The sequence below is a fragment of the Pseudomonas fluorescens genome (assembly GCF_002022275.1).
Taxonomy (GTDB): Bacteria; Pseudomonadota; Gammaproteobacteria; order Pseudomonadales; family Pseudomonadaceae; genus Aquipseudomonas; species Aquipseudomonas fluorescens_AJ.
The window spans coordinates 151,534-174,517 of record NZ_MSDF01000007.1; the positions used below are offsets into that span (position 1 = coordinate 151,534).

Annotated in this window: 25 protein-coding genes; 18 read left to right on the top strand and 7 right to left on the bottom strand. The window is 61.6% G+C overall.

What is annotated here, in order from left to right; translation table 11 throughout:
• The first annotated feature begins 3 nt into the window (after positions 1–3).
• From BFW87_RS03030 to hemN, 14 genes are all read left to right on the top strand, one after another.
• Positions 4–204, top strand: coding sequence for a cbb3-type cytochrome oxidase subunit 3 (locus BFW87_RS03030; RefSeq protein WP_078738500.1), 201 nt, complete (start codon positions 4–6; stop codon positions 202–204).
• Positions 201–1,136, top strand: a complete 936-nt coding sequence (gene ccoP / locus BFW87_RS03035; protein WP_078738501.1) for a cytochrome-c oxidase, cbb3-type subunit III — start codon at positions 201–203, stop codon at positions 1,134–1,136. The genes BFW87_RS03030 and ccoP (BFW87_RS03035) overlap by 4 nt, the downstream gene beginning before the upstream one ends.
• Positions 1,137–1,279: 143 nt before the next feature.
• Complete coding sequence (locus tag BFW87_RS03040; RefSeq protein ID WP_078738502.1) at positions 1,280–1,534, top strand: type II toxin-antitoxin system Phd/YefM family antitoxin; 255 nt, start codon at positions 1,280–1,282, stop codon at positions 1,532–1,534.
• Complete coding sequence (locus BFW87_RS03045) at positions 1,534–1,944, top strand: type II toxin-antitoxin system VapC family toxin (RefSeq protein ID WP_078738503.1); 411 nt, start codon at positions 1,534–1,536, stop codon at positions 1,942–1,944. Before BFW87_RS03040 ends, BFW87_RS03045 begins: the two co-directional genes overlap by 1 nt.
• Before the next feature lie 495 nt (positions 1,945–2,439).
• Positions 2,440–3,882, top strand: coding sequence for a cytochrome-c oxidase, cbb3-type subunit I (ccoN, locus tag BFW87_RS03050; RefSeq protein ID WP_078738504.1), 1,443 nt, complete (start codon positions 2,440–2,442; stop codon positions 3,880–3,882).
• Positions 3,882–4,490, top strand: a complete 609-nt coding sequence (gene ccoO / locus BFW87_RS03055) for a cytochrome-c oxidase, cbb3-type subunit II (protein WP_078738505.1) — start codon at positions 3,882–3,884, stop codon at positions 4,488–4,490. Before ccoN ends, ccoO begins: the two co-directional genes overlap by 1 nt.
• A gap of 5 nt (positions 4,491–4,495) precedes the next feature.
• Positions 4,496–4,681 (top strand): cbb3-type cytochrome oxidase subunit 3, encoded by a 186-nt coding sequence (locus BFW87_RS03060; protein ID WP_078738506.1) that lies wholly within the window; start codon positions 4,496–4,498, stop codon positions 4,679–4,681.
• Positions 4,678–5,655 (top strand): cytochrome-c oxidase, cbb3-type subunit III, encoded by a 978-nt coding sequence (gene ccoP / locus BFW87_RS03065; protein WP_078738507.1) that lies wholly within the window; start codon positions 4,678–4,680, stop codon positions 5,653–5,655. The genes BFW87_RS03060 and ccoP (BFW87_RS03065) overlap by 4 nt, the downstream gene beginning before the upstream one ends.
• 319 nt (positions 5,656–5,974) lie before the next feature.
• Positions 5,975–7,378, top strand: a complete 1,404-nt coding sequence (ccoG, locus tag BFW87_RS03070; protein WP_078738508.1) for a cytochrome c oxidase accessory protein CcoG — start codon at positions 5,975–5,977, stop codon at positions 7,376–7,378.
• A gap of 17 nt (positions 7,379–7,395) precedes the next feature.
• On the top strand, positions 7,396–7,935 hold the full coding sequence (locus BFW87_RS03075; RefSeq protein WP_078738509.1) for a FixH family protein: 540 nt from the start codon (positions 7,396–7,398) through the stop codon (positions 7,933–7,935).
• Between the two features lie 122 nt (positions 7,936–8,057).
• On the top strand, positions 8,058–10,502 hold the full coding sequence (locus tag BFW87_RS03080; RefSeq protein WP_078738510.1) for a heavy metal translocating P-type ATPase: 2,445 nt from the start codon (positions 8,058–8,060) through the stop codon (positions 10,500–10,502).
• A gap of 22 nt (positions 10,503–10,524) precedes the next feature.
• Positions 10,525–10,737 (top strand): cbb3-type cytochrome oxidase assembly protein CcoS, encoded by a 213-nt coding sequence (gene ccoS, locus BFW87_RS03085; protein ID WP_078738511.1) that lies wholly within the window; start codon positions 10,525–10,527, stop codon positions 10,735–10,737.
• On the top strand, positions 10,730–11,413 hold the full coding sequence (locus BFW87_RS03090; RefSeq protein ID WP_078738512.1) for a sulfite exporter TauE/SafE family protein: 684 nt from the start codon (positions 10,730–10,732) through the stop codon (positions 11,411–11,413). The genes ccoS and BFW87_RS03090 overlap by 8 nt, the downstream gene beginning before the upstream one ends.
• Before the next feature lie 188 nt (positions 11,414–11,601).
• Entirely contained in the window at positions 11,602–12,984 is a 1,383-nt protein-coding gene (hemN, locus tag BFW87_RS03095) for an oxygen-independent coproporphyrinogen III oxidase (RefSeq protein ID WP_078738513.1), read from the top strand.
• A gap of 7 nt (positions 12,985–12,991) precedes the next feature.
• Here hemN and BFW87_RS03100 read toward each other — a convergent pair whose 3' ends face one another.
• On the bottom strand, positions 12,992–13,462 hold the full coding sequence (locus tag BFW87_RS03100) for a hypothetical protein (protein ID WP_078738514.1): 471 nt from the start codon (positions 13,460–13,462) through the stop codon (positions 12,992–12,994).
• Between the two features lie 153 nt (positions 13,463–13,615).
• Here BFW87_RS03100 and fnr point away from each other — a divergent pair, with 153 nt between their 5' ends.
• Positions 13,616–14,350 (top strand): fumarate/nitrate reduction transcriptional regulator Fnr, encoded by a 735-nt coding sequence (gene fnr / locus BFW87_RS03105; RefSeq protein ID WP_078738515.1) that lies wholly within the window; start codon positions 13,616–13,618, stop codon positions 14,348–14,350.
• 80 nt (positions 14,351–14,430) lie between these two features.
• Positions 14,431–14,979 carry an adenine phosphoribosyltransferase gene (locus BFW87_RS03110; RefSeq protein ID WP_078738516.1) on the top strand — a complete coding sequence of 183 codons (549 nt, stop codon included), beginning with the start codon at positions 14,431–14,433 and terminating at the stop codon, positions 14,977–14,979.
• A 115-nt stretch (positions 14,980–15,094) separates the two neighbouring features.
• Here the strand turns inward: BFW87_RS03110 and BFW87_RS03115 are convergent, their stop codons facing one another.
• From BFW87_RS03115 to dnaX, 5 genes are all read right to left on the bottom strand, one after another.
• Positions 15,095–16,243: an acyl-CoA dehydrogenase family protein gene (locus BFW87_RS03115; protein WP_078738517.1), complete on the bottom strand. Its 1,149-nt coding sequence runs from the start codon at positions 16,241–16,243 to the stop codon at positions 15,095–15,097.
• Between the two features lie 200 nt (positions 16,244–16,443).
• Positions 16,444–17,046, bottom strand: coding sequence for a recombination mediator RecR (recR, locus tag BFW87_RS03120; protein ID WP_032887656.1), 603 nt, complete (start codon positions 17,044–17,046; stop codon positions 16,444–16,446).
• A gap of 66 nt (positions 17,047–17,112) precedes the next feature.
• Positions 17,113–18,147: an NADP-dependent oxidoreductase gene (locus tag BFW87_RS03125; protein ID WP_078738518.1), complete on the bottom strand. Its 1,035-nt coding sequence runs from the start codon at positions 18,145–18,147 to the stop codon at positions 17,113–17,115.
• Between the two features lie 133 nt (positions 18,148–18,280).
• The gene (locus tag BFW87_RS03130; RefSeq protein ID WP_078738519.1) at positions 18,281–18,619 is read right to left on the bottom strand and encodes a YbaB/EbfC family nucleoid-associated protein; all 339 of its coding nucleotides are present in this window, start codon (positions 18,617–18,619) and stop codon (positions 18,281–18,283) included.
• Between the two features lie 43 nt (positions 18,620–18,662).
• On the bottom strand, positions 18,663–20,705 hold the full coding sequence (gene dnaX, locus BFW87_RS03135) for a DNA polymerase III subunit gamma/tau (RefSeq protein WP_078738520.1): 2,043 nt from the start codon (positions 20,703–20,705) through the stop codon (positions 18,663–18,665).
• 133 nt (positions 20,706–20,838) lie between these two features.
• On the opposite strand from dnaX, the gene BFW87_RS03140 reads away from it, so the two are divergent.
• Both BFW87_RS03140 and BFW87_RS03145 read left to right on the top strand, forming a co-directional pair.
• Complete coding sequence (locus BFW87_RS03140; RefSeq protein WP_078738521.1) at positions 20,839–21,606, top strand: substrate-binding periplasmic protein; 768 nt, start codon at positions 20,839–20,841, stop codon at positions 21,604–21,606.
• A gap of 54 nt (positions 21,607–21,660) precedes the next feature.
• Complete coding sequence (locus BFW87_RS03145) at positions 21,661–22,032, top strand: VOC family protein (RefSeq protein WP_078738522.1); 372 nt, start codon at positions 21,661–21,663, stop codon at positions 22,030–22,032.
• Here BFW87_RS03145 and BFW87_RS03150 read toward each other — a convergent pair.
• Positions 21,946–22,905 carry a DMT family transporter gene (locus BFW87_RS03150; RefSeq protein WP_078738523.1) on the bottom strand — a complete coding sequence of 320 codons (960 nt, stop codon included), beginning with the start codon at positions 22,903–22,905 and terminating at the stop codon, positions 21,946–21,948. The two genes, BFW87_RS03145 and BFW87_RS03150, sit on opposite strands and share 87 nt — an antisense overlap.
• Positions 22,906–22,984 lie beyond the last annotated feature (79 nt).

Consider the following 22,984-nt stretch of genomic DNA (forward strand, 5'->3'; position numbering starts at 1 on the left):
GCCATGGGATTTGAATTCGATGCGGGCACCGTCCGCGGGCTTGGCACGCTGGTCGTCGCCATCGCCTTTATCGGCCTGTCGCTGTGGGTGTTCAACAACCGGCGCAATGCGGAATTCGAGCAGGCACGCCTGCTGCCATTCGCCGATGAACCTCTGCCCACCGACACTCAAAAAGAGCCTGAAACAAGGAGCACCCCGCTATGACAGCCTTTTGGAGTGCATGGATCTGCGTACTGACCCTCGGCAGCCTGATCGGCCTGACCTGGCTGTTGATCGGCACCCGCAAGGGCGAGACCAAAGGCAGCGTCGACCAGACCATGGGCCATGCGTTTGATGGCATTGAGGAATACGACAACCCGCTGCCGCAGTGGTGGTTCATGCTGTTTGCCGGCACCCTGGTGTTTGCCGTCGGCTACCTGATCCTCTATCCGGGCCTGGGCAACTGGAAAGGCATATTGCCAGGCTATGAAGACGGCTGGACGTCAGCCAAGGAATGGGACAAGGAGATGGCCAGGGCCGACACCAAATTCGGGCCGATCTTCGCCAAATTCGCCGCCATGCCGGTAGAGGAAGTCGCCAAAGACCCGCAGGCGCTGAAAATGGGTGGCCGCCTGTTCGCCTCCAACTGCGCCGTGTGCCACGGCTCGGATGCCAAGGGCGCTTACGGCTTCCCGAACCTGGCGGACAACCTCTGGCGCTGGGGCGGTTCGGCTGAGGCGATCAAGGCGACGATCATGAACGGTCGTCACGCAGCGATGCCGGCCTGGGGTGAAGTACTGGGCGAGGACGGCGTGAAAAACGTCGCGGCTTATGTGCGGCACGACCTCGCCAAGTTACCACTGCCCGCCGACAGCACGGCAGATCTTGCCGCCGGCCAAACCGCGTTCAGCACGACTTGCGTGGCCTGCCACGGCCCCCAAGGCCACGGCGTGGAAGCCATGGGCGCGCCAGACCTGACCGAGCCTGCCGGTTTTATCTACGGCACCAGCCTTGCGCAGTTGCAGCAAACCATCCGCCATGGCCGCCAGGGCCAGATGCCGGCGCAGGAGGTGCTTCAAGGCAACGACAAGGTGCACCTGCTGGCCGCTTACGTTTACAGCCTGTCCCATGGAGACACAAAGACCGAAGAACAGTAAACCGTCGCCCACCCTCAAGCCCCGCACAGTAAAGACTGGCGGGGCTTTTTTGTGAGCGATAACCGCTCGTCCCTCTTCCCTCGCGCCCCGCACCGCCAACGTAGTAACGTAACTACATTCAGTTTGACCAGGGGATTGCACCCATGACCATCACCACCATTTCCAGCCGCGAATTCAACCAGGACACAAGTGGTGCCAAAAAAGCCACCCGCCAGGGGCCGGTAATTATCACCGATCGCGGCAAACCCGCCCATGTACTGCTAAGCATTGAGGACTACCAGAAATTAACCGGCTTGAACGCCGACATCGTTGATCTGCTGGTCATGCCGGACGCCGCCGATATCGACTTCGAAACCGAACGCGCCGTGATCACCCATCGCCCCGTGGACCTCTCTTGATGTATCTACTCGACACCAATGTCATTTCGGAACTTCGTAAACCCCAGGCCGACGCGAATGTAGTCGCCTGGGCCAAAAGCGTCATCGCCCCGCGCATGTTCATCTCGGCAATTACGCTCAAAGAGTTGGAGACCGGCGTATTACGCATCGAGCGCCGCGATCCGGCGCAGGGGAAGATATTGCGCACCTGGCTCAAGCGTCATGTAATGCCGGCATTCGATGCCAGGATTCTGCCGGTGGACGCTGCCGTCGCGCTGCGCTGTGCCCACCTGCACGTTCCCGACAAGGCCAACGAAAGTGACGCCCTGATCGCCGCGACGGCGTTGGTACATGGGCTCACTGTGGTCACGCGCAACGTCAGCGACTTCACCTCCAGCGGCGTTGCGGTGATCAATCCCTGGGAGGCATAACCGGCCCGCCTTCAAAAACGGCCTAGGCTTCACGCCTCAACTGATCCTGACATTTGACGCGGCTATCAAGCGACCTGTTGTCGCACCCTTCACGCCCTCAACTTTCCCCTCCTGCCATTCGGGTCTACGCTTGTTCCCACAGTGGATCGGTATTGGCCGGTCGACGGCCGATTTGCACTCGATGGGTTGAACATTTCTGCTCGATGACAGGCGCAAAGGCTGGCAGTGACCGGCTCTCGTGCCACTGACCCCTCGTCATTCGCGCAGCGTGTTTACACACACCAAGTTACAAGTCTTCCCGAAACCCAAAAATTCCTGTCTACTTGATCAGCTTTCCATTTTTGATTTTGTCCCCACACAATACATGGAAAGGGCGCAGAATCTGGCGTGGAACGCATCGATACAGGTCAGGCATTGCGTTGCAATGGCCCTTCGGTTTCTACATACTTGCGGCCGATTTCAACTATAAAAATACTTAAACCGTGGAACCTTAGAATGAGCACAGCAATCAGTCCGACTGCTTATAACTATAAGGTAGTCCGCCAGTTCGCCATCATGACGGTGGTCTGGGGGATCCTTGGCATGGGGCTCGGGGTGTTCATCGCCTCGCAACTGGTCTGGCCGGAATTGAATTTCGGTTTGCCATGGACGACCTTTGGCCGCCTGCGCCCGCTGCACACCAACCTGGTGATTTTCGCCTTCGGTGGCTGTGCATTGTTTGCCACCTCCTACTATGTCGTGCAGCGCACCTGCCAGACGCGACTGATCTCCGATGGCCTCGCCGCCTTCACCTTCTGGGGCTGGCAAGCCGTGATTCTCGGCGCCATCATCACCCTGCCTCTGGGCTACACCACCACCAAGGAATACGCCGAGCTGGAATGGCCGATCGCCATTTTGCTCGCCATCGTGTGGGTGACCTACGCCGTGGTGTTCTTCGGCACCATCGTCAAGCGCAAGACCAAGCACATTTATGTGGGCAACTGGTTCTACGGTGCCTTCATTCTGGTGACGGCGATGCTGCACATCGTCAACCACGCGTCCTTGCCGGTGAGTTGGTTCAAGTCCTACTCGGCCTACGCCGGAGCGACGGACGCGATGATCCAGTGGTGGTACGGGCACAATGCCGTGGGGTTCTTCCTCACGACGGGCTTCCTGGGGATGATGTATTACTTCGTGCCGAAACAGGCCGAACGTCCGATCTATTCCTATCGCCTGTCCATCGTGCACTTCTGGGCGCTGATCACCCTGTACATCTGGGCCGGCCCGCACCATTTGCACTACACCGCGCTGCCGGACTGGGCACAGTCGCTGGGCATGGCCATGTCGATCATCCTGCTGGCACCCAGCTGGGGCGGCATGATCAACGGCATGATGACCCTCTCGGGCGCCTGGCATAAATTGCGCACCGACCCGATCCTGCGCTTCCTCGTGGTGTCGCTGGCGTTCTACGGCATGTCGACCTTCGAAGGGCCGATGATGGCGATCAAGACCGTTAACTCGCTGTCCCACTACACCGACTGGACCATTGGCCACGTACACGCCGGCGCCCTCGGCTGGGTGGCGATGATTTCCATCGGCGCGCTGTACCACATGATCCCGAAACTGTTTGGCCGTGCGCAGATGCACAGCGTCGGCCTGATCAATGCGCACTTCTGGCTGGCCACCATCGGCACCGTGCTCTACATCGCTTCGATGTGGGTCAACGGCATCACCCAGGGCCTGATGTGGCGTGCGATCAACGATGACGGCACCCTCACCTACTCCTTCGTCGAAGCACTGCAAGCCAGCCACCCCGGCTACATCGTCCGCGCCCTGGGCGGTGCGTTCTTTGCCAGCGGCATGTTCCTCATGGCCTACAACGTCTGGCGCACCGTGCGTGCCTCTGACCCTGAAGAAGCCGAAGCCGCCGCCAAGATCGCCGTAGTGGGAGCTCACTGATGAAGCACGAAGTAGTCGAGAAGAATATCGGCCTGCTGGCCTTCTTCATGGTCATCGCCGTGAGCATCGGCGGCCTGACCCAGATCGTCCCGCTGTTTTTCCAGGACGTGACCAACAAGCCGGTCGAAGGCATGAAGCCGCGCACCGCCCTTGAACTGGAAGGCCGCGACGTTTACATCGCCAACGGTTGCGTGGGTTGCCACTCGCAGATGATCCGCCCGTTCCGCGCCGAAACCGAACGCTACGGCCACTATTCGGTCGCCGGCGAAAGCGTGTGGGACCACCCGTTCCTGTGGGGCTCCAAGCGTACCGGCCCGGACCTGGCGCGCGTTGGTGCACGCTACTCCGATGACTGGCACCGCGCGCACTTGTACAACCCGCGCAACGTGGTGCCCGAGTCGAAAATGCCGGCGTACCCGTTCCTCGTGGAAAACAAGCTCGACGGCAAGGACACCGCGAAGAAGATGGAAGTCTTGCGCACCCTGGGCGTGCCCTACACCGATGAAGACATCGCCGGTGCAGCGGCTGCCGTGAAGGGCAAGACCGAAATGGACGCATTGGTGGCCTACCTGCAAGGCCTGGGCACCATCATCAAAAGCAAACGGTGATCTTCATGGATATCGGGATGATTCGAGGCCTGGGCACCGTTGTAGTGATGGTGGCCTTTGTCGGCCTGGCGTTGTGGGTGTTCAGCCCCCGCCGCAAGTCGGAGTTTGACGACGCGACCATGCTGCCCTTTGCGGATGATCCCGAAGCCATCAAGCACGTCGAGAGAGCTTCTAGGAGTAATAAAGAATGACTACGTTCTGGAGTCTGTACGTCACAGTCCTCAGTCTGGGTACCATTTTCGCCCTGACCTGGCTGCTGCTGTCGACCCGTCGGGGGCAGCGCAGCGAGCAAACGGACGAGACCGTCGGCCACTCGTTCGACGGTATTGAGGAATACGACAACCCGCTGCCGAAATGGTGGTTCATGCTGTTCGTCGGCACCATCATCTTTGCCCTCGGCTACCTCGCGCTGTACCCCGGCCTGGGCAACTGGAAAGGCCTGCTGCCGGGTTACAACTACCTCGACAACGACAAGCAAACGCCGTTTGCCAATGGCAAGACCGGCTGGACCGGCGTGCACGAATGGGAAAAGGAAATGGCCCGGTCGGACGCCAAGTTCGGCCCGATCTTCGCCAAGTTTGCCTCGATGCCGATTGAAGATGTCGCCAAGGACCCGCAAGCCTTGAAGATGGGCGGCCGCCTGTTCGCCTCCAACTGCTCGGTGTGCCACGGTTCCGACGCCAAGGGCGCCTACGGCTTCCCCAACCTGACCGACGCCGACTGGCGTTGGGGCGGCGAACCCGCGACCATCAAGGAAACCATCATGAAAGGCCGCCACGCGGTGATGCCGGCCTGGGCCGAAGTCATCGGCGAGCAAGGCGTGGCTGACGTGGCCGGTTTTGTGGTGACCAACCTCGACGGCCGCAAACTGCCGGAAGGCGCCAAGGCCGATGTGGCCAACGGCGCGAAACTCTTCGCCGCCAACTGCGTGGCCTGCCATGGCCCCGCGGGCAAAGGCACCCCGGCAATGGGCGCGCCCGACCTGACTCACCCGGGGGCGTTCATCTACGGCTCGAGCTTTGCGCAACTGCAGCAGACCATCCGTTACGGCCGTCAGGGCCAGATGCCTGCGCAGGAACAATTGCAGGGCAACGACAAGGTGCACTTGCTGGCGGCGTATGTGTACAGCCTGTCCCATGGGGACAAGCAGGTTGAGGAGCAGTAAGGCGAATCAGGCTTTTGAAGTCACAGTAAAGCCAATGTGGGAGGGGGCTTGCCCCCGATAGCGGCATGTCAGTCAGCTTATCAGTCGCTGATACACCGCCATCGGGGGCAAGCCCCCTCCCACATTGGATCTCTGGTGTTTCGACTGACCGAGCCAGCCAAAACCGACCATACTTGCCAGGTCCATTGATCCAGATCACGTAGGTCGCCCCCGTTCACCACCCTCGGAGGCGTATCATAACGCCACTGCAACAGTCTAATTTTGACCCCGGTTGGCACGTACTGGCCGAGGCAAATCTCCACCGCCGTGGGATGCAATGATGAGCGACCAAATACCGGTACATGACGTCACCCCGCCTGCCAAAACCGTCGACCTCTACGCCTCGCGCGAGAAGATCTACACCCGCGCGTTCACCGGCCTGTTCCGCAATTTGCGCATGCTCGGCGGTGCCGGTTTGTTCCTGCTTTACTTCGGCACGGTGTGGTTGAACTGGGGCGGCCACCAAGCCGTGTGGTGGAACCTGCCGGAACGCAAATTCTTCATTTTTGGCGCGACCTTCTGGCCTCAGGACTTCATCCTGCTCTCGGGCATTCTTATTGTTGCGGCCTTTGGCCTGTTCTTTATCACGGTGTACGCCGGCCGCGTGTGGTGCGGTTATACCTGCCCGCAAAGCGTGTGGACGTGGATTTTCATGTGGTGCGAAAAGGTCACCGAAGGCGACCGCAACCAGCGCATCAAGCTCGACAAGGCCCCCATGGGCGCCAACAAATTCCTGCGTAAATTCAGCAAGCACACGCTGTGGTTGCTGATCGGCTTTGTGACCGGCATGACCTTTGTCGGCTACTTCTCGCCGATCCGCGAACTGGTGTTCGACTTCTTCACGGGCCAGGCCGATGGCTGGTCGTATTTCTGGGTCGGTTTCTTCACCCTCGCCACCTACGGCAACGCCGGCTGGCTGCGCGAACAAGTGTGTATCTACATGTGCCCGTACGCGCGTTTTCAGAGCGTAATGTTCGACAAAGACACCCTGATTGTTTCGTACGACCCGCGCCGCGGCGAGCTGCGTGGCCCGCGTAAAAAAGGCATCGACTACAAGGCCCAGGGCCTGGGCGATTGCATCGACTGCACGATGTGCGTGCAGGTGTGCCCTACCGGTATAGACATCCGCGACGGCCTGCAAATCGAGTGCATCGGCTGCGCGGCCTGCATCGACGCCTGCGACAACATCATGGACAAAATGGAGTACCCGCGCGGGCTGATCAGCTACACCACCGAGCACAATTTGTCGGGGCAGAAAACCCACAAATTGCGCCCGCGCCTGATCGGTTATGCGCTGGTGCTGCTGGCAATGATCAGCCTGCTGGTCGGCGCCTTTTTCATGCGTTCGCTGGTAGGCTTTGATGTCAGCAAAGACCGCGTGCTCTATCGCGAAAACGCCGAAGGCCGCATCGAAAACGTCTACAGCCTGAAGATCATGAACAAGGACCAGCGCGACCACACTTACGTGCTTGACGCCGCCGGCCTGCCGGACCTCAAGCTGCAAGGCCGACGCGAAATCAAGGTGGCCGCAGGCGATATCGTCAGCATGCCGGTGGAGCTGTCCAGCGCGCCGGAGCAATTGCCGTCGAGTACCAATGAGGTCAAATTCATTCTCACGGACGCCGATGACGCCAGCGTCCACATTGAAGCCAAGAGCCGATTCATCGGCCCCCAAGTTCGTTGAATACAGAGAGCAAAACAATGCCCGCAGCCACTGCCGCAAGCCCCTGGTACAAGCACCTCTGGCCCTGGATCATTATCGGGATCCTGACGTGCTCGGTGACCTTGACCTTGTCCATGGTGACCATCGCAGTGAAGAACCCCGACAACCTGGTCAATGACAACTACTACGAAGCCGGCAAAGGCATCAACCGCTCCCTGGACCGCGAACTGCTGGCCCAGACCCTGCAACTGCGCGCCAAGGTGCACCTGGATGAGCTGACCGGTGAAGTCGAGGTGAACCTCAGCGGCAACAGCAACCCGAAAACCCTGGAACTGAACCTGATTTCCCCAACCCAGCCCGAGAAGGATCGCAAGATCAACCTGGCGCTCAGCGACAGCGAGCCCGGCCGCTACATTGGGCAGGTCACCGACAAGGTTGAAGGCCGACGTTTTGTGGAATTGCTCGGCGTAGAGGGCGACCGGACCTGGCGCATGTTCGAAGAAGAACAGGTCAGCCATGACAAGGATTTGCTGTTGGGGGATGAACCGTTGCAGGGTGCCGAAGACCTGAAAAAGTAAAAGCCTGCGCTTCGCGCATCGCGCATCGCGGGCAAGCCCACTCCCACATTTGGATCACGGTGTCCTGTGGGAGCCGGGCTTGCCCGCGATGAGGCCCTACCAGCCACTACAGATTCCAACCCATGACCACCCCTTGCTACCACTGCGCCCTGCCCGTCCCCTCGGGCAGCCGCTTCACCAGCGTAATCCTCGGCGAACGCCGCGAACTCTGCTGCCCGGGCTGCCAGGCAGTGGCCGAAGCAATCGTAGCCGGTGGCCTTGAATCCTATTACCAACACCGCAGCGAAGCCTCGGCCAACCCCGAAGCGCTGCCGGTGCAGTTGGTCGACGAACTGGCGCTGTACGACCGCGCCGACGTGCAAAAACCCTTCGTGCGCCACACCGGCAAACTCGCCGAAACCACCTTATTGATGGAAGGCATCAGTTGCGCCGCCTGTGGCTGGCTGATCGAAAAACACCTGCGCAGTTTGCCCGCGGTCGCCGAGGCGCGGCTGAACCTGTCCAACCATCGCCTGCACGTGCAATGGGCCGACGGGCAATTGCCGCTGAGCCAACTGCTCAGCGAGCTGCGCCATATCGGCTACGCCGCCCACCCCTATCAGGCTGATCGCGCCGCCGAGCAACTGGCGGGCGAGAACCGCCTGGCCCTGCGCCAACTGGGCGTCGCCGGGCTGCTGTGGTTTCAGGCGATGATGGCGACCATGGCCACCTGGCCGGAATTCAATATCGACCTGAGCCCGGAGTTGCACGTAATCCTGCGCTGGGTGGCGATGTTTCTTACAACACCGATTGTGTTCTACAGCTGCGCGCCGTTTTTCAAAGGCGCCCTGCGCGACCTGCGCACCCGGCACTTGACCATGGATGTGTCGGTGTCTTTAGCGATTGGCGGCGCGTACCTGGCGGGAATCTGGACGGCGATTACCGGCACCGGCGAGCTGTATTTCGATGCGGTGGGCATGTTTGCGCTGTTCCTGCTGGCCGGTCGCTATTTGGAACGTCGCGCCCGGGAACGTACGGCAGCCGCCACCGCGCAGTTGGTCAACCTGCTGCCGGCGTCGTGCCTGCGCCTCCAGAATGACGGGCACAGTGAACGCATCCTGCTCAGTGAACTGGCCCTGGGTGACCGCGTGCTGGTGCACCCCGGCGCCGTGCTGCCGGCGGATGGCGTGATTCTCGACGGCCAATCGAGCATCGATGAATCGCTGCTCACCGGCGAATACCTGCCACAGTCCCGGCACGCAGGCGACAGCGTTACTGCGGGCACACTCAACGTCGAGGGCGCATTGACCGTCGAAGTCCGCGCCCTGGGCCATGACACGCGCCTTTCCGCCATCGTGCGCCTGCTGGAGCGCGCCCAAGCCGAGAAACCGCGCCTGGCGCAAATCGCCGACCGCGCCGCGCAATGGTTTCTGCTGTGTTCGCTGATCGCGGCGGCGGTGATTGGCCTGGTGTGGTGGGAGCTGGACCCCTCACGGGCGTTCTGGATCGTGCTGGCGATGCTGGTGGCGACTTGCCCGTGCGCGCTGTCACTCGCCACGCCGACCGCCCTCACCGCCGCCACCGGCTCCCTGCACACGCTCGGGTTGCTGCTGACGCGCGGGCATGTGCTGGAAGGCCTGAACCAGATCGACACGGTGATTTTCGACAAGACCGGCACGCTGACCGAAGGTCGGCTGGCACTGCGCGCAATCCATCCATTGGCAACCCTGAGCAGCGATGACTGCCTGAGCCTTGCCGCCGCCCTCGAGAACCGCTCCGAACACCCGATCGCCCGCGCATTTGGCCGTGCTCCGCTGGCCGCCGATGAAGTGCTCAGCGCGCCCGGCCTGGGGCTGGAGGGGCGTGTCGGCGAACGGCTGTTACGCATCGGCCAACCCGACTACGTCTGCGAATTAAGCGGTTGCACACGCCCTCTGCCGCCGAACGAGGCTGGGCAATGGCTGCTGCTCGGCGACCGTAACGGCGCCCTCGCCTGGCTGGTACTGGACGATCGCCTGCGCAGCGACGCGCCTGCCTTGCTGGCCGCGTGCAAAGCGCGCGGCTGGCGCACGTTGCTGCTGTCCGGTGACAGCTCGCCAATGGTCGCCAGTGTCGCTGCTGAACTGGGCATCGACGAAGCCCATGGCGGTCTGCGCCCCGACGACAAGCTGCGGAGGTTGCAACAGCTGCACAAGGAAGGCCGCAAGGTGCTGATGCTCGGCGATGGCGTCAACGATGTACCGGTCCTCGCCGCCGCCGATATCAGCGTGGCCATGGGTTCGGCCACAGACCTGGCGAAAACCAGCGCCGACGCCGTGTTGCTGTCTAACCGCCTCGATGCGCTGGTGCAAGCCTTTACCCTGGCGCGACGCACGCGAAGGGTCATCATTGAAAACCTGCTGTGGGCCGGGCTGTACAATGGCCTTATGCTGCCCTTTGCGGCCCTGGGTTGGATCACGCCGATCTGGGCGGCGATCGGCATGTCCCTCAGTTCGTTGACCGTGGTGCTCAATGCCCTGCGCCTGACTCGCCTGCCGAGTGCGCAGGCCGTCAGCGCCCCTTTGGTAACCCGCCCGCTGCCGGCCTGAGCCGCGCAGGCATGGAGTACAGATGCCAGCTCTCTACGTGATGATTCCAGCGGCGCTGCTGTTAGTGGGCGTGGCCATTTACATCTTCTTCTGGGCCGTGGACAGCGGCCAATACGAAGACCTCGACGGCCCGGCCCACAGCGTGCTGTTCGACGACCAGGACCCGAACCATTTGGCGGCGGTCGACGAAGCCAACGGCCCCGAGCAACCGCCCAAAGAGCCACCCCATGCTTGAATTGGCGCCGCTGCTGGTCTCCGCCTTGATCCTCGGCTTGCTCGGCGGCGGGCACTGCCTGGGCATGTGCGGCGGGCTGATGGGCGCGCTGACCCTGGCGATCCCCAAAGAGCAGCGCAGCCGCCGCTTTCGCCTGCTGCTGGCGTACAACCTGGGGCGCATCCTCAGCTATGCCGTCGCCGGGTTGTTGATCGGCCTGGCGGGTTGGGCGGTCGCCAACAGCCCGGCAGCGATGTTCATGCGCGTGCTCGCCGGGTTGCTGCTGATCAGCATGGGCCTGTATTTGGCGGGTTGGTGGAGTGGCCTTACGCGCATCGAAAGCCTCGGGCGCGGCCTGTGGCGCTTTATTCAGCCGATCGCCAGCCGTTTGCTGCCGGTGTCCAGCCTGCCGCGCGCCTTGCTGCTGGGCGCGCTGTGGGGCTGGTTGCCGTGCGGGTTGGTCTACAGCACCCTGCTGTGGGCGGCGAGCCAGGGCAACGCGTGGAACAGTGCGCTGTTGATGCTGGCGTTTGGTCTGGGCACTTGGCCTGTGCTGCTGGCAACCGGTTTGGCGGCCGAACGCGTCACGGCCATGCTCCGTAAACGCAGCGTCCGGGTGGCCGGTGGGTTGCTGGTGATTCTCTTCGGCTTATGGACTTTGCCAGGGCCTCACCAACACTGGCTGATGGGTCATTGAATCCAGCCCTTTCAGGGCCTGACAGTGTGGCGAGCAGGTGCCCATCCTATCTGTGACTCACTTGAGTTCCAGGGTTGGCCATTGAATCGCCCTGTGGCATAGCGCCGCTCCCCGTTGATGCAAATCAACATGCCACCGGCGACGCGCCCCTAGACTCGGCCCACTAGCCAATCCGGGGGACCGCCCGCATGCTCGACGCCATTCGTTGGGACACTGATCTGATTCACCGCTACGACCTGGCGGGGCCGCGCTACACGTCCTACCCCACCGCCGTACAATTCGACAGCCAAGTCGGCACCTTCGACTTGCTCCACGCCCTGCGCGACAGCCGCAAGGCCGCGCGGCCGTTGTCGCTGTATGTGCACGTGCCGTTCTGCGCGAACATTTGCTACTACTGTGCCTGCAACAAGGTCATCACCAAGGACCGTGGCCGCGCCCAAGCCTATCTCCAGCGTCTGGAGCAGGAAATTCAACTGGTGGCCTGCCACCTCGACCCGAAACAACCCGTGGAACAACTGCACTTCGGCGGCGGCACGCCGACGTTTCTCAGCCATGACGAACTGCGTCAGGTGATGACACGCCTGCGCCAGCACTTTAATCTGCTGGATGACGACTCCGGCGACTACGGCATCGAGATCGACCCACGCGAAGCCGACTGGGCAACCATGGGCCTGTTGCGCGAACTGGGCTTCAACCGCGTGAGCATCGGCCTGCAGGACCTCGACCCCGAGGTACAACGCGCGGTCAACCGCCTGCAGAGCCTGGAAGAAACCCGCGCGGTGATCGATGCGGCGCGCACCCTGCAATTCCGCTCGATCAATATCGACCTGATCTACGGCCTACCCAAGCAATCGCCGCTGAATTTCGCGCGAACCGTGGAAGAAGTGATCAGGCTGCAACCGGACCGCCTGTCGGTGTTCAACTACGCACACCTGCCGGAACGCTTCATGCCCCAGCGGCGCATCAACAGCGACGACCTGCCCACCCCGGCAGCGAAACTGCTGATGCTGCAAACCACCATCGAACAACTGACCCAGGCGGGCTACCGCTACATCGGCATGGACCACTTCGCCTTACCGGACGACGAGCTGGCGGTGGCTCAAGAGGACGGCAGGCTGCAGCGCAATTTCCAGGGTTACACCACCCACGGGCACTGCGACTTGATCGGGTTGGGCGTCTCGGCGATCAGCCAGATTGGCGACCTGTATTGCCAGAACAGCAGCGACCTCAACAGCTATCAAAACGCCTTGGCCGGCGCACAACTGGCGACCAGCCGTGGCTTGGTGTGCACCACGGACGATCGGTTACGGCGTGAGGTGATTCAGCAGTTGATCTGCAATTTCAGCCTGATGTTCGAGGAGATCGAACAGGCCTTCAACATCGATTTTCGCGGCTATTTCGTCGACGTATGGCCGCAACTGGAGACAATGGCCGCAGACGGCCTGATCGAACTGGATGCTCAGGGCATTCGCGTACTGCCTGCCGGGCGCTTATTGGTGCGTTCGGTGTGCATGGTGTTCGATGCCTACCTGGAGCACCAGAACAGGCAACGATTCTCGCGGGTGATCTAGGCCTGAATTACTTCGCCAGCAGGGCCATGGCTGTCATGTTGGCCTCAGGCGACTCATCTTTAAGCGACTTGGCCAGTTGCGCCATGGCGGTCATCAAACCGGACTGGATTGAAGCGATATCGCCCTGCAAACCAGCGACCTTGGCTTGGCGGGCGTCCGGGCTCAAGGCGGTGTCATTCATGACCGCAGACAGCTGAGCCATCTTCTCGGCGAGCTGTTTCCTGAGCTCGCGGATCATTTTCAACAACTGCTTGATGTTGTCTTTCAGACCGCTGTCGTCGATATCCTTGTTGGGGTTACTGCCGCCTTGAGCCGCTTTAAGCCCCGCTCCGGAAATCGTCACCACCACCCCTTCGCCGGGCGTGGGCGGAGCAGCAGGCTTGTCCTCGACCTTTTTGCCCTCGAGCAAATCGGAGATCTTCACGACCGGCACAGCCTTCGTAGTAATAACGGGATTATTGAGAGGGTTTACCGACATGACCTGAGCTCCAGCTCATAAGGATTCACCTGTGTATCGGCATCGATACACAAAGCTTTATACCGCTGCCGGTTTTTTGTACACGCTGGCCTCAGCTGCCTTCGGTGCGTTACCCTTACGTCTTATGTGTGTTTTCCCACAAGGATTTAAGAAATGTCCGAGCCAGTTAAACTGCGCGCTCACAGCCAGGCTCATTGCAAGGATTGCAGCCTGGCCCCCCTCTGCCTGCCACTTTCGCTGAATCTGGAAGACATGGATGCGCTGGACGACATCGTTAAACGCGGTCGCCCGCTGAAAAAAGGCGAGTTTCTGTTCCGCCAGGGCGACAAGTTTGACTCCGTTTACGCAGTGCGTTCGGGGGCATTGAAGACGTTCAGCCTGAGCGACAGCGGCGAAGAGCAAATCACCGGTTTCCACCTGCCCAGCGAGCTGGTCGGGCTGTCCGGCATGGACACCGAGATTCACCCGGTGTCGGCCCAGGCGCTGGAGACTACATCGGTGTGCGAAATCCCCTTCGAACGCCTAGACGAATTGGCGCTGCAACTGCCGCAGTTACGCCGTCAGCTGATGCGCGTGATGAGCCGTGAAATTCGCGATGACCAGCAAATGATGCTGCTGCTCTCGAAGAAAACCGCCGACGAGCGCATTGCCACGTTCCTGGTCAACCTGTCGGCACGTTTCCGCGCACGCGGGTTCTCGGCCAACCAGTTCCGCCTGAGCATGTCGCGCAATGAAATCGGCAATTATCTGGGCCTCGCGGTGGAAACCGTGTCCCGCGTGTTCACGCGCTTCCAGCAGAACGCACTGATTGCCGCCGAAGGCAAAGAGGTGCACATCCTCGACCCGATCCAGCTGTGTGCATTGGCTGGCGGCACCCTCGACAGCTGATCCAGACACTTGCGGCCGCGCCAATCGGCGAGGCCGCAGGTATACTTCGAGTCCGTTTTCCACCCCAGGACTCTTCGACGATGACCTTCGATTCGTTCGACATCAAATCCCTGATCCGCCCTGTCATCGACTTCCCCAAGCCTGGGGTGATCTTCCGTGATATCACGCCGCTGTTCCAATCGCCCCGCGCCTTGCGCCTGGTGGCCGACAGCTTCGCCCACCGGTATGTCGAAGCCGACTTCACCCATATCGGCGCGATGGATGCACGGGGCTTCCTGATCGGTTCGATCATCGCTTACCAGTTAAACAAGCCACTGATCCTGTTCCGCAAGCAGGGCAAACTGCCGGCTGACGTACTGGCTGAGGGTTACCAGACCGAGTACGGCGAAGCGTTCCTGGAAGTGCACGCGGACAGCCTGTGTGAAGGCGACTCGGTGCTGATGTTCGATGACCTGATTGCCACCGGCGGCACCTTGATTGCTGCAGCGAACCTGGTTCGGCGCATGGGCGCGAAGATTTTTGAAGCGGCGGCGATTATTGATTTGCCGGAGTTGGGTGGGTCGCAGCGGTTGGAAGATATGGGGATTCCGACGTTTTGCCTGACGCAATTCGGGTTGACCGAGATTTAAGGCTGTCTGGGCCGGCCCCTTCGCGAGCAAGCCCGCTCCCACATTTCGACTGTGTTCACACATCAAAATGTGGGAGCGGGCTTGCTCGCGAAGAGGCCCTCAAGCACACCCCGGTTCACAACCCCATCTGCTTGCTGATGATTTCATTCATCACCTCCCGAGTCCCTCCGCCAATCGACAGAATGCGGTTATCCCGATACAGCCGCTCCACCAGGCTGCCGCGCATATACCCCTGCCCCCCAAGGATCTGCACAGCGTCATACGTCACGCGATCAGCCGTGTCAGTCGCCAGGTTCTTGGCCATGGAAATCTCCTTGATCACACTCTTGCCCGCCGCCATCTTGGCCGCCTGCCGATAAGTGAACTCCCGCGAGACTTCTACCGCCGTGGCCATTTCCGCCAGGCGATGTTTGAGCACCTGAAACTTGCCGATGGGCTTGCCGAACGCTTCGCGCTGGGCCGCCCATTTTAGGCTCTCCTCCAGCGCGAGCTGCGCTGTCATGTTGGCCATCAACGCCAGCGCCAGGCGCTCGCTCTGGAAATTGCCCATGATGCAGGCAAAGCCCATGTTCTCGGCGCCGATCAAATTGCCTACGGGCACCCGGCAATCGTCGAAGAACAGTTCAGCCGTGTCTGACGCCCACCAGCCCATTTTTTTCAGCGGCTGGCCGACGGTGAACCCCGGGGTGTCTTTTTCGATAAGCAGCAGGCTGATCCCACCAAACCCAGGCCCGCCGGTGCGTACAGCGACGGTATAGAAGTCGGCGCGAATGCCGCTGGTGATAAAGGTTTTGCTGCCGCTGACGCGGTAATGGTCGCCGTCACGCACGGCGCGGGTTTGCAGGTTGGCTACATCGGAACCGCCGCTCGGTTCGGTGACGGCCAGGGCGCAGATTTTCTCGCCGGCCAGCACCTGCGGCGCGACACGCTCGCGCACCTCGGGGCGCGCCCATTTGACGATGGGCGGCAGGCCGATATCCAGCGAGCCCAGCCCCGCCACCACACCACCGGAACCGCAGCGCATCAGCTCTTCGCTGGCGGCGACCTTGGCGAACACATCGCCTTCATGGCTGCCGCCGAGGCTTTCGGGGTAACCGATACCGAGAATCCCCGCCGCGCCGGCCTTGAGGTACAGCTCGCGGGGAAAGCACTCAGCCTCCTCCCATTGCTCGATGCCCGGCAACATCTCGCGCTCGACGAAACGACGCACGCTGTCGCGGACCAATTGGTGGCTGGGGTCGAAGTAGTCCTGATAGGCAGACATCGGCAAGCTCCACGGAGAGGTGGAGCGAACTTACCAAGCGCTTGCTTGGTTATCAAGCCGTGCGAAAACTCTAGTGACGACATAGAACCAATGTGGGAGCGGGCTTGCTCGCGAATGCGGTGCATCAGTCAATATCTTTGTTGACTGATACCCTGCATTCGCGAGCAAGCCCGCTCCCACATTTTTAACTGTGTCGCCCGTTAGAGGGCGATCGGCTTGCGACCGGCGAACGAATGCGCCAGCGTCCCGCCATCCACCAACTCCAGCTCCCCCCCCAGCGGCACGCCATGGGCGATACGCGAAGTAATCAGGCCTTTGTTGCTCAGCAGCTGCGCAATGTAATGCGCAGTCGCCTCACCTTCCACCGTCGGGTTGGTCGCCAGGATCACTTCAGTAAACGTGCCCTGCTCTTCAATCCGCGCCACCAACTGTGGAATGCCGATGGCTTCCGGCCCCAGGCCATCGAGCGGCGACAGGTGGCCTTTGAGCACAAAGTAGCGCCCGCGGTAGCCGGTCTGCTCCACTGCGTACACGTCCATCGGCCCTTCCACCACGCACAGCAGCGTGTCGTCACGGCGCGGGTCGGCGCATTGCGGGCACAGATCTTCTTCGGTGAGGGTGCGGCATTGGCGGCAGTGACCCACGCCGGTCATGGCCTGGCTCAAGGCTTGGGCCAACCGGGTGCCGCCGCTGCGATCACGCTCCAGCAACTGCAGGGCCATGCGCTGGGCGGTTTTCTGGCCTACACCCGGCAACGTGCGCAGGGCGTCGATCAGTTGGCGAATCAGGGGGCTGAAGCTCATGGGGGAAAGGTCCGACAAAACAACGAGACGCGGTTTATACCCGCGCCTCGGATTAGCGTCAAATGCTCAATCCTGCGCGACGCGTACCACCAACTTGCCGAAGTTGCGCCCCTCCAGCAACCCGATAAAGGCTTCCGGCGCCTGTTCCAGGCCGTCCACCACGTCTTCGCGGAACTTGATCTTGCCGTCCCGCACCCATGGCGCCATGGCGCTGAGGAATTCCGGCTGGCGATCGCCATAGTCGTCAAACACGATGAAACCCTGGATGCGTACGCGCTTGGTCAACAAGGTGCGTTGCAACGCGGGCAAGCGGTCGGGACCGCTGGGCGCTTCATGGGCGTTGTAGCCCGCAATCAGCCCGCACAGCGGAATCCGCGCCTTGGCGTTGAGCAACGGCACCACCGCATCGAAGACTTTGCCGCCGACGTTTTCAAAATAGATGTCCACGCCGTTGAAGCACGCCTGCGCCAGTTCATCGGAAAAGCCGGCGCTTTTGTGGTCGATGCAGGCATCAAAGCCCAGCTCATCGACGACATAGCGGCATTTATCCGCGCCACCGGCAATGCCCACCACGCGCAAGCCCTTGAGCTTGGCCACCTGCCCGACGACGGAGCCCACTGCGCCGGATGCCGCAGCCACGACCAGGGTTTCTCCGGCCTTGGGCTGGCCGATATCTATCAAGCCCATGTAGGCCGTCATGCCCGGCATACCCAGCACCCCCAAAGCCATGGACGGGCTTGCGAGCCCATTGGGTACGGGGATCAGATTGCGGCCGTCGGAGATACTATGGCTCTGCCAGCCGGTTGAGCCGACCACCAAGTCGCCCACTTCAAATTTCGGATTACGCGATTGCTCGATACGGCTGACAGCGCCGCCGGTCATCACCTCGTCGATTTCCACCGGCGCTGCGTAGGACGGCGCGTCACTCATGCGCCCACGCATATAAGGGTCGAGGGACAGGTACAAGGTTTTGAGCAGCACTTGGCCGTCGGCCAGCTCCGGCAAGTTAACGCGCTCCAGGCGGAAGTTCTCCGGAGTCGGCGCGCCTTGCGGGCGCGAAACCAGGACGATGCGCTGGTTCAGAATCGGTTCTTGAGGCATCAGGAGGCTCCTTTATCGAATTCATCGGTATAGGGTGCAGACCTTGCCTGGCAGGCGAGGGTTCGATCGGATTGGCACAAACAAAAATGCCAGGCACATGGCCTGGCATTTGAGTCTAGCCAAGGCTAGCGAATCAGAACGGCATCTTCATGCCCGGCGGCAGTTGCATGCCGGCGGTCACGCCGGACATTTTGTCCTGGCTGTTGGCTTCGATCTTGCGCACGGCGTCGTTGACGGCGGCGGCGAACAGCGCTTCGAGCATTTCCAGGTCATCTTCGCTCGCGCCTGGCAATACGCTTGGGTCGATGCTCACGCGCTTGATGTCGTGACGACCGGTCATCACCACGCTGACCATATCGCCACCGGCTTTACCGGTGACTTCGGCGTTGGCCAGTTCTTCCTGCATCTTGGCCATCTTTTCCTGCATCTGCTGCGCCTGCTTCATCAGGCCGGCCATGCCACCTTTCATCATGGGAATCACCTCAAAAGTACGTGGATCAATTAGTAGCCCGGTGTTATGACGCTTGGGGCACCGGGGCGTCGACAGGTTCAATAGTATCTTGACGGACGACCGCACCAAACTGTTGCATCATTTGCTGGATGAGCGGGTCCGCGTGGATCGAATCCTCAGCGTCACGCTGACGATGGATACGCCGGCGCGTCGCGGCCTGAGCCGGGGTTTCCTGCTCGGGCTTGATCAGCTCGATGGTGATGGTCAGCGTGCGCTCATGGTACTGGTTCAGCGCGTCGTTGAGGCGGCGCTGCTGGGTCGCGTTGAACAGGGCGCTGTGGGCCGGGTCCAGGTGCAGCAGCCAGTGGTCGCCCTCGATCGAAATCAAGGTGCAGTTGGCGGCGATGCTGCCGGTCATGCCGGAAATCGGCAGTTTCGGGAACAACTCCAGCCATTGCAGGGCCAGGCCCGTCGCCGGCGCCGCAGCGGGTTCCGCCTCGGGCTCGGGGGCCGGCTCGGCAGTGTGTTCGCTGGCCAGGTCGTCCAGGTAGCTGTAGGCCGAATCCATGTCCGGCTCGATGTAGTCTTCGTCCAGCGGAGGCTCGTCGTCGAGGTCGATGCCCGGCGTGGCGGCTTCGACTTGGGCGACGGTGGGCTCCGGCACGGGCGCTGCGACCCATTCAGGCGCAGCCGGCACCACGCTGTCCGGCGTCGGCGTGGGCATTGGGGTCAGTTCGGGTTGCTCGCCGGCGGTCTCGAGCACAGGCTCGACGAAGGGCTGCAACTCGGCTTCGACTTCTACCGGATCATTCCACGGTAAATCGACCACCGGTGCGGGTTCCGGCTCAGGCTCTGGTTCGACCACAGGTGCGGCGGCCACAGGCTCAGGTGCCGGAGCAACCGGCGCAGGCGCAGCAACCACTGGCGCAACCACCGCCGCGCCAGCCACTGGTTTGGCGGAATCAACTGTGGCCTGGCTGATCCCCACTGGCTTTAGCGGCTGTCTCGGCGCGTCTGTCGCGTCGGCGGGCCGGAAGGCCAGCATCCGCAGCAGGACCATTTCAAAGCCACCGCGCGGGTCCGGCGCCAGGGGCAGGTCCCGGCGACCGATCAGGCCCATCTGGTAATAAAACTGTACATCTTCGGCCGGCAACGCCTGGGCCAGGGCCAACACGCGGTCGCGGTCGCCATGCCCATTGTCGACACCCTCAGGCAACGCCTGGGCAATGGCGACGCGGTGCAGCACGTTGAGGATTTCCGAGAGCACGCCATTCCAGTCCGGGCCTTGCTCCGACAGGTGGCGCACGGCTTCGAGCAACGCCTTGGCGTCACCTTCGATCAGTGCGTGCAGCACGTCGAACACCTGGCCATGGTCGAGGGTGCCGAGCATGGCGCGCACGTCGGCGGCCATGACCTTGCCTTCACCAAAGGCGATGGCCTGGTCGGTGAGGCTCATGGCGTCGCGCATCGAACCATCGGCAGCGCGGCCCAGCAGCCACAGTGCGTCGTCTTCGAACGGCACGTTCTCGACGCCCAACACGTGGGTCAAATGCTCGACCACCCGCTCGGGGGTCATGTTTTTCAGGGAGAACTGCAGGCACCGCGACAAAATCGTTGCAGGAAGTTTCTGCGGGTCGGTGGTGGCCAGAATGAATTTGACGTAGGGCGGCGGCTCTTCCAGGGTTTTCAACAAGGCGTTGAAGGAATGGCTGGACAGCATGTGCACTTCGTCGATCAGGTAGACCTTGAAGCGGCCGCGGCTCGGCGCGTACTGCACGTTGTCGAGCAGCTCGCGGGTGTCTTCGACCTTGGTGCGGCTCGCGGCGTCGATCTCGATCAGGTCGACAAAACGCCCTTCGTCGATTTCCTTGCACACCGAGCAGGTGCCGCAAGGCGTGGAAGTGATACCGGTTTCACAGTTCAGGCATTTGGCGATGATGCGCGCAATGGTGGTCTTGCCCACCCCCCGCGTACCGGTGAACAGGTAGGCGTGGTGCAGCCGCTGGCTGTCCAAGGCATTGATCAGAGCCTTGAGCACATGGGTCTGGCCGACCATTTCGCGGAACGAGCGCGGACGCCATTTACGTGCAAGAACCTGATAACTCATCGAAAACCGTCGCAACTGGGAAGCGGAAGCCGGTAATGCTAGCGGAGCAAGGGGGAAATTGCATCCGGCACGCTCGTCTAATCTGACTAAGCTCACCTGGTTGGCCCCGCGAAGGCCTGAACCCGGAGAGTGTATGCGCGTAGTCCTGGGCGCTTTATGGATGATTTCCGTCGCCTGCCTCGCGGCACCTGCGCCGTTGCGTTTCTCGGTTTCCGACAGCTGGGCAATGCCCATGGCCGCAGTAGAAGACGGCCAGCCCACCCAGGGCATTGTGTATGACCTGATGTTAAGCCTCGCCACCCAGGTCGGGCGCCCGGCCGAATTTCACGTGTTGCCCCGGGCGCGCATCGCCAATGCCATGGAACACGGTGACATCGACGTGCGTTGTTATGTCGCCCAGGCATGGCTCGACGACTTGTCCGGCGACTACACCTGGAGCGTGCCGCTGATGGTGCAGCGCAATGTGATGGTCAGCCGCCCTTCCTCCCCGCAAACGGTGCACGTGGAAACGCTGGCACCGCAGTCGATCGGCACAGTGCTCAATTACCGTTACGCCGTCCTTGACCCCCTGTTCGCGAGCGGCCAACTGACTCGCGACGACTCGCGCAGTGAAGACCTGGTGCTGCACAAGCTGGTCGCAGGGCGTTTCAATTACGCGGTGATCAATGAATGGACATTCGACCGCTTCAACCTGAACCTGGCGCCCGGCCGGCGACTGCACAAGGTCGCCGCGATCGACGAACAAAGCCTGGGCTGCATCGTGCGCAATGACCCGAACGTGCCGGTGCAGCAGATACTGCGCACACTGTTGCGCATGAAGATGTCGGGGGAGATCGACGACATCATCAAACTCTACACCGGAGAAAATGCACAGCCCCTGCCGACTCCTGACAAGAACTGACAGTACCGGGTTTTAGACTGGGCACCTCAACCCGCCCGCTCTCAAGGAACGCTCATGAACACCGTCGCCCATTACTTCCTGCTGTACGTTGACAGCCCGGCCACCAGCGCCAACTTCTATAGCCGCCTGCTGGACAAACCGCCGGTGGAGCTGAACCCGACGTTCGCCCTGTTCATTCTCGACAACGGCGTGAAACTGGGCCTGTGGTCACGCCATACCGTGGAGCCCGCAGCCCGGATGACCGGTGGCGGCGGTGAAGTGGGTTTCTCGCTGCCCGACAAGGCGGCCATTGACGCCCTGCACGATCAGTGGGTGGCGCGTGGCGCAACGATCATTCAATCACCGACCACCCTGGATTTTGGCTACACCTTCGTCGCCGAGGACCTCGACGGCCACCGGTTGCGCGCGTTCAGCCTGAGCGAGTGACCGCCAGCGCCCTTCCAGGCTGATAGCTGCCACGCTGGCCAGCACAATCACCGCGCCGAGCATCACCTGCACGGCAACGTGTTCGCCCAGCAGCGTGGCAGCCATCAGCATGGCCACCGGCGGAATCAGGTACATCGCCACCGAGGCGCGGCTGACGTCCACATGTTTCAACACGTAACCCCAGGCGACATACGCCAGTGCACTCGGAAAAACTCCCAGCACCAGCACGGCCAGGTTCTCCGGCAAAGGCGCCTGCAGCACGGCGGCCGGCAGGCCTGGCAGGTTCACGCAAAGCATCAGGGTGCCGAACCAGACCATGTAGCAGGCCATGGTCAGCGGGCTGTAACGGTGGGCGTAATGTTTCTGGATGGCGAAATACACACTCCATGACAGCGCCGCCAGCAGAATCAACAGTCCGCGCGGGTCAATATCCCCCACGCCGTGATCGCCCCAGATCACCACCAGCACGCCGACCAGTCCCAGCAACACGCAACTCCAGCGCCACAGGCTGACTCGTTCCTTCAGGCAGAAAAACGCAATCAGCACGCTGAACAGCGGCGCGGACTGCGCCAACACACTCGACGCCGCCGCCGTCACCCACTGCTGCCCTTGATTCAGGCTGGTGTGGTGGGCAAATACCCCGAAAAAACCCAGCACCAGCAGCCATGGCACGTCGCGCAATTGCGGCCGACCAATGCCCATCACCAGCGCCACGCCTCCCATGAACACCGAGGCGATCAGAAATCGCAGGAGTGCCAGTTGCCCCGGGCTGTAGCTGTGCAGGCCCATGTGCACGCCGATCGGCGAATACGCCCAGCAGAGGATGACGCCAGCAATGACTAGCGTAAGCTTTAGAGGTGACGGGGTATTCATCGGCGGCGCCCGGAAACGGAGAAGGAATGCCGCCAGTCTTGGCCCCGACACCGCGCAGGACAATTAAGCGTTTCTGACT

What these genes read in the sequence shown, in the direction of transcription:
- BFW87_RS03115 (WP_078738517.1), bottom strand. Translation starts at nt 16,243, where the DNA reads ATGTCTGCCTATCAGGACTACTTCGACCCCAGCCACCAATTGGTCCGC.
- BFW87_RS03045 (WP_078738503.1), top strand. Translation starts at nt 1,534, where the DNA reads ATGTATCTACTCGACACCAATGTCATTTCGGAACTTCGTAAACCCCAG.
- BFW87_RS03030 (WP_078738500.1), top strand. Translation starts at nt 4, where the DNA reads ATGGGATTTGAATTCGATGCGGGCACCGTCCGCGGGCTTGGCACGCTG.
- ccoS (WP_078738511.1), top strand. Translation starts at nt 10,525, where the DNA reads ATGCCAGCTCTCTACGTGATGATTCCAGCGGCGCTGCTGTTAGTGGGC.
- BFW87_RS03090 (WP_078738512.1), top strand. Translation starts at nt 10,730, where the DNA reads ATGCTTGAATTGGCGCCGCTGCTGGTCTCCGCCTTGATCCTCGGCTTG.
- BFW87_RS03040 (WP_078738502.1), top strand. Translation starts at nt 1,280, where the DNA reads ATGACCATCACCACCATTTCCAGCCGCGAATTCAACCAGGACACAAGT.
- BFW87_RS03075 (WP_078738509.1), top strand. Translation starts at nt 7,396, where the DNA reads ATGCCCGCAGCCACTGCCGCAAGCCCCTGGTACAAGCACCTCTGGCCC.
- BFW87_RS03110 (WP_078738516.1), top strand. Translation starts at nt 14,431, where the DNA reads ATGACCTTCGATTCGTTCGACATCAAATCCCTGATCCGCCCTGTCATC.
- ccoP (WP_078738501.1), top strand. Translation starts at nt 201, where the DNA reads ATGACAGCCTTTTGGAGTGCATGGATCTGCGTACTGACCCTCGGCAGC.
- ccoN (WP_078738504.1), top strand. Translation starts at nt 2,440, where the DNA reads ATGAGCACAGCAATCAGTCCGACTGCTTATAACTATAAGGTAGTCCGC.
- BFW87_RS03130 (WP_078738519.1), bottom strand. Translation starts at nt 18,619, where the DNA reads ATGATGAAAGGTGGCATGGCCGGCCTGATGAAGCAGGCGCAGCAGATG.
- ccoP (WP_078738507.1), top strand. Translation starts at nt 4,678, where the DNA reads ATGACTACGTTCTGGAGTCTGTACGTCACAGTCCTCAGTCTGGGTACC.
- recR (WP_032887656.1), bottom strand. Translation starts at nt 17,046, where the DNA reads ATGAGCTTCAGCCCCCTGATTCGCCAACTGATCGACGCCCTGCGCACG.
- dnaX (WP_078738520.1), bottom strand. Translation starts at nt 20,705, where the DNA reads ATGAGTTATCAGGTTCTTGCACGTAAATGGCGTCCGCGCTCGTTCCGC.
- BFW87_RS03140 (WP_078738521.1), top strand. Translation starts at nt 20,839, where the DNA reads ATGCGCGTAGTCCTGGGCGCTTTATGGATGATTTCCGTCGCCTGCCTC.
- BFW87_RS03125 (WP_078738518.1), bottom strand. Translation starts at nt 18,147, where the DNA reads ATGCCTCAAGAACCGATTCTGAACCAGCGCATCGTCCTGGTTTCGCGC.
- BFW87_RS03145 (WP_078738522.1), top strand. Translation starts at nt 21,661, where the DNA reads ATGAACACCGTCGCCCATTACTTCCTGCTGTACGTTGACAGCCCGGCC.
- ccoO (WP_078738505.1), top strand. Translation starts at nt 3,882, where the DNA reads ATGAAGCACGAAGTAGTCGAGAAGAATATCGGCCTGCTGGCCTTCTTC.
- ccoG (WP_078738508.1), top strand. Translation starts at nt 5,975, where the DNA reads ATGAGCGACCAAATACCGGTACATGACGTCACCCCGCCTGCCAAAACC.
- BFW87_RS03100 (WP_078738514.1), bottom strand. Translation starts at nt 13,462, where the DNA reads ATGTCGGTAAACCCTCTCAATAATCCCGTTATTACTACGAAGGCTGTG.
- hemN (WP_078738513.1), top strand. Translation starts at nt 11,602, where the DNA reads ATGCTCGACGCCATTCGTTGGGACACTGATCTGATTCACCGCTACGAC.
- BFW87_RS03080 (WP_078738510.1), top strand. Translation starts at nt 8,058, where the DNA reads ATGACCACCCCTTGCTACCACTGCGCCCTGCCCGTCCCCTCGGGCAGC.
- BFW87_RS03060 (WP_078738506.1), top strand. Translation starts at nt 4,496, where the DNA reads ATGGATATCGGGATGATTCGAGGCCTGGGCACCGTTGTAGTGATGGTG.
- fnr (WP_078738515.1), top strand. Translation starts at nt 13,616, where the DNA reads ATGTCCGAGCCAGTTAAACTGCGCGCTCACAGCCAGGCTCATTGCAAG.
- BFW87_RS03150 (WP_078738523.1), bottom strand. Translation starts at nt 22,905, where the DNA reads ATGAATACCCCGTCACCTCTAAAGCTTACGCTAGTCATTGCTGGCGTC.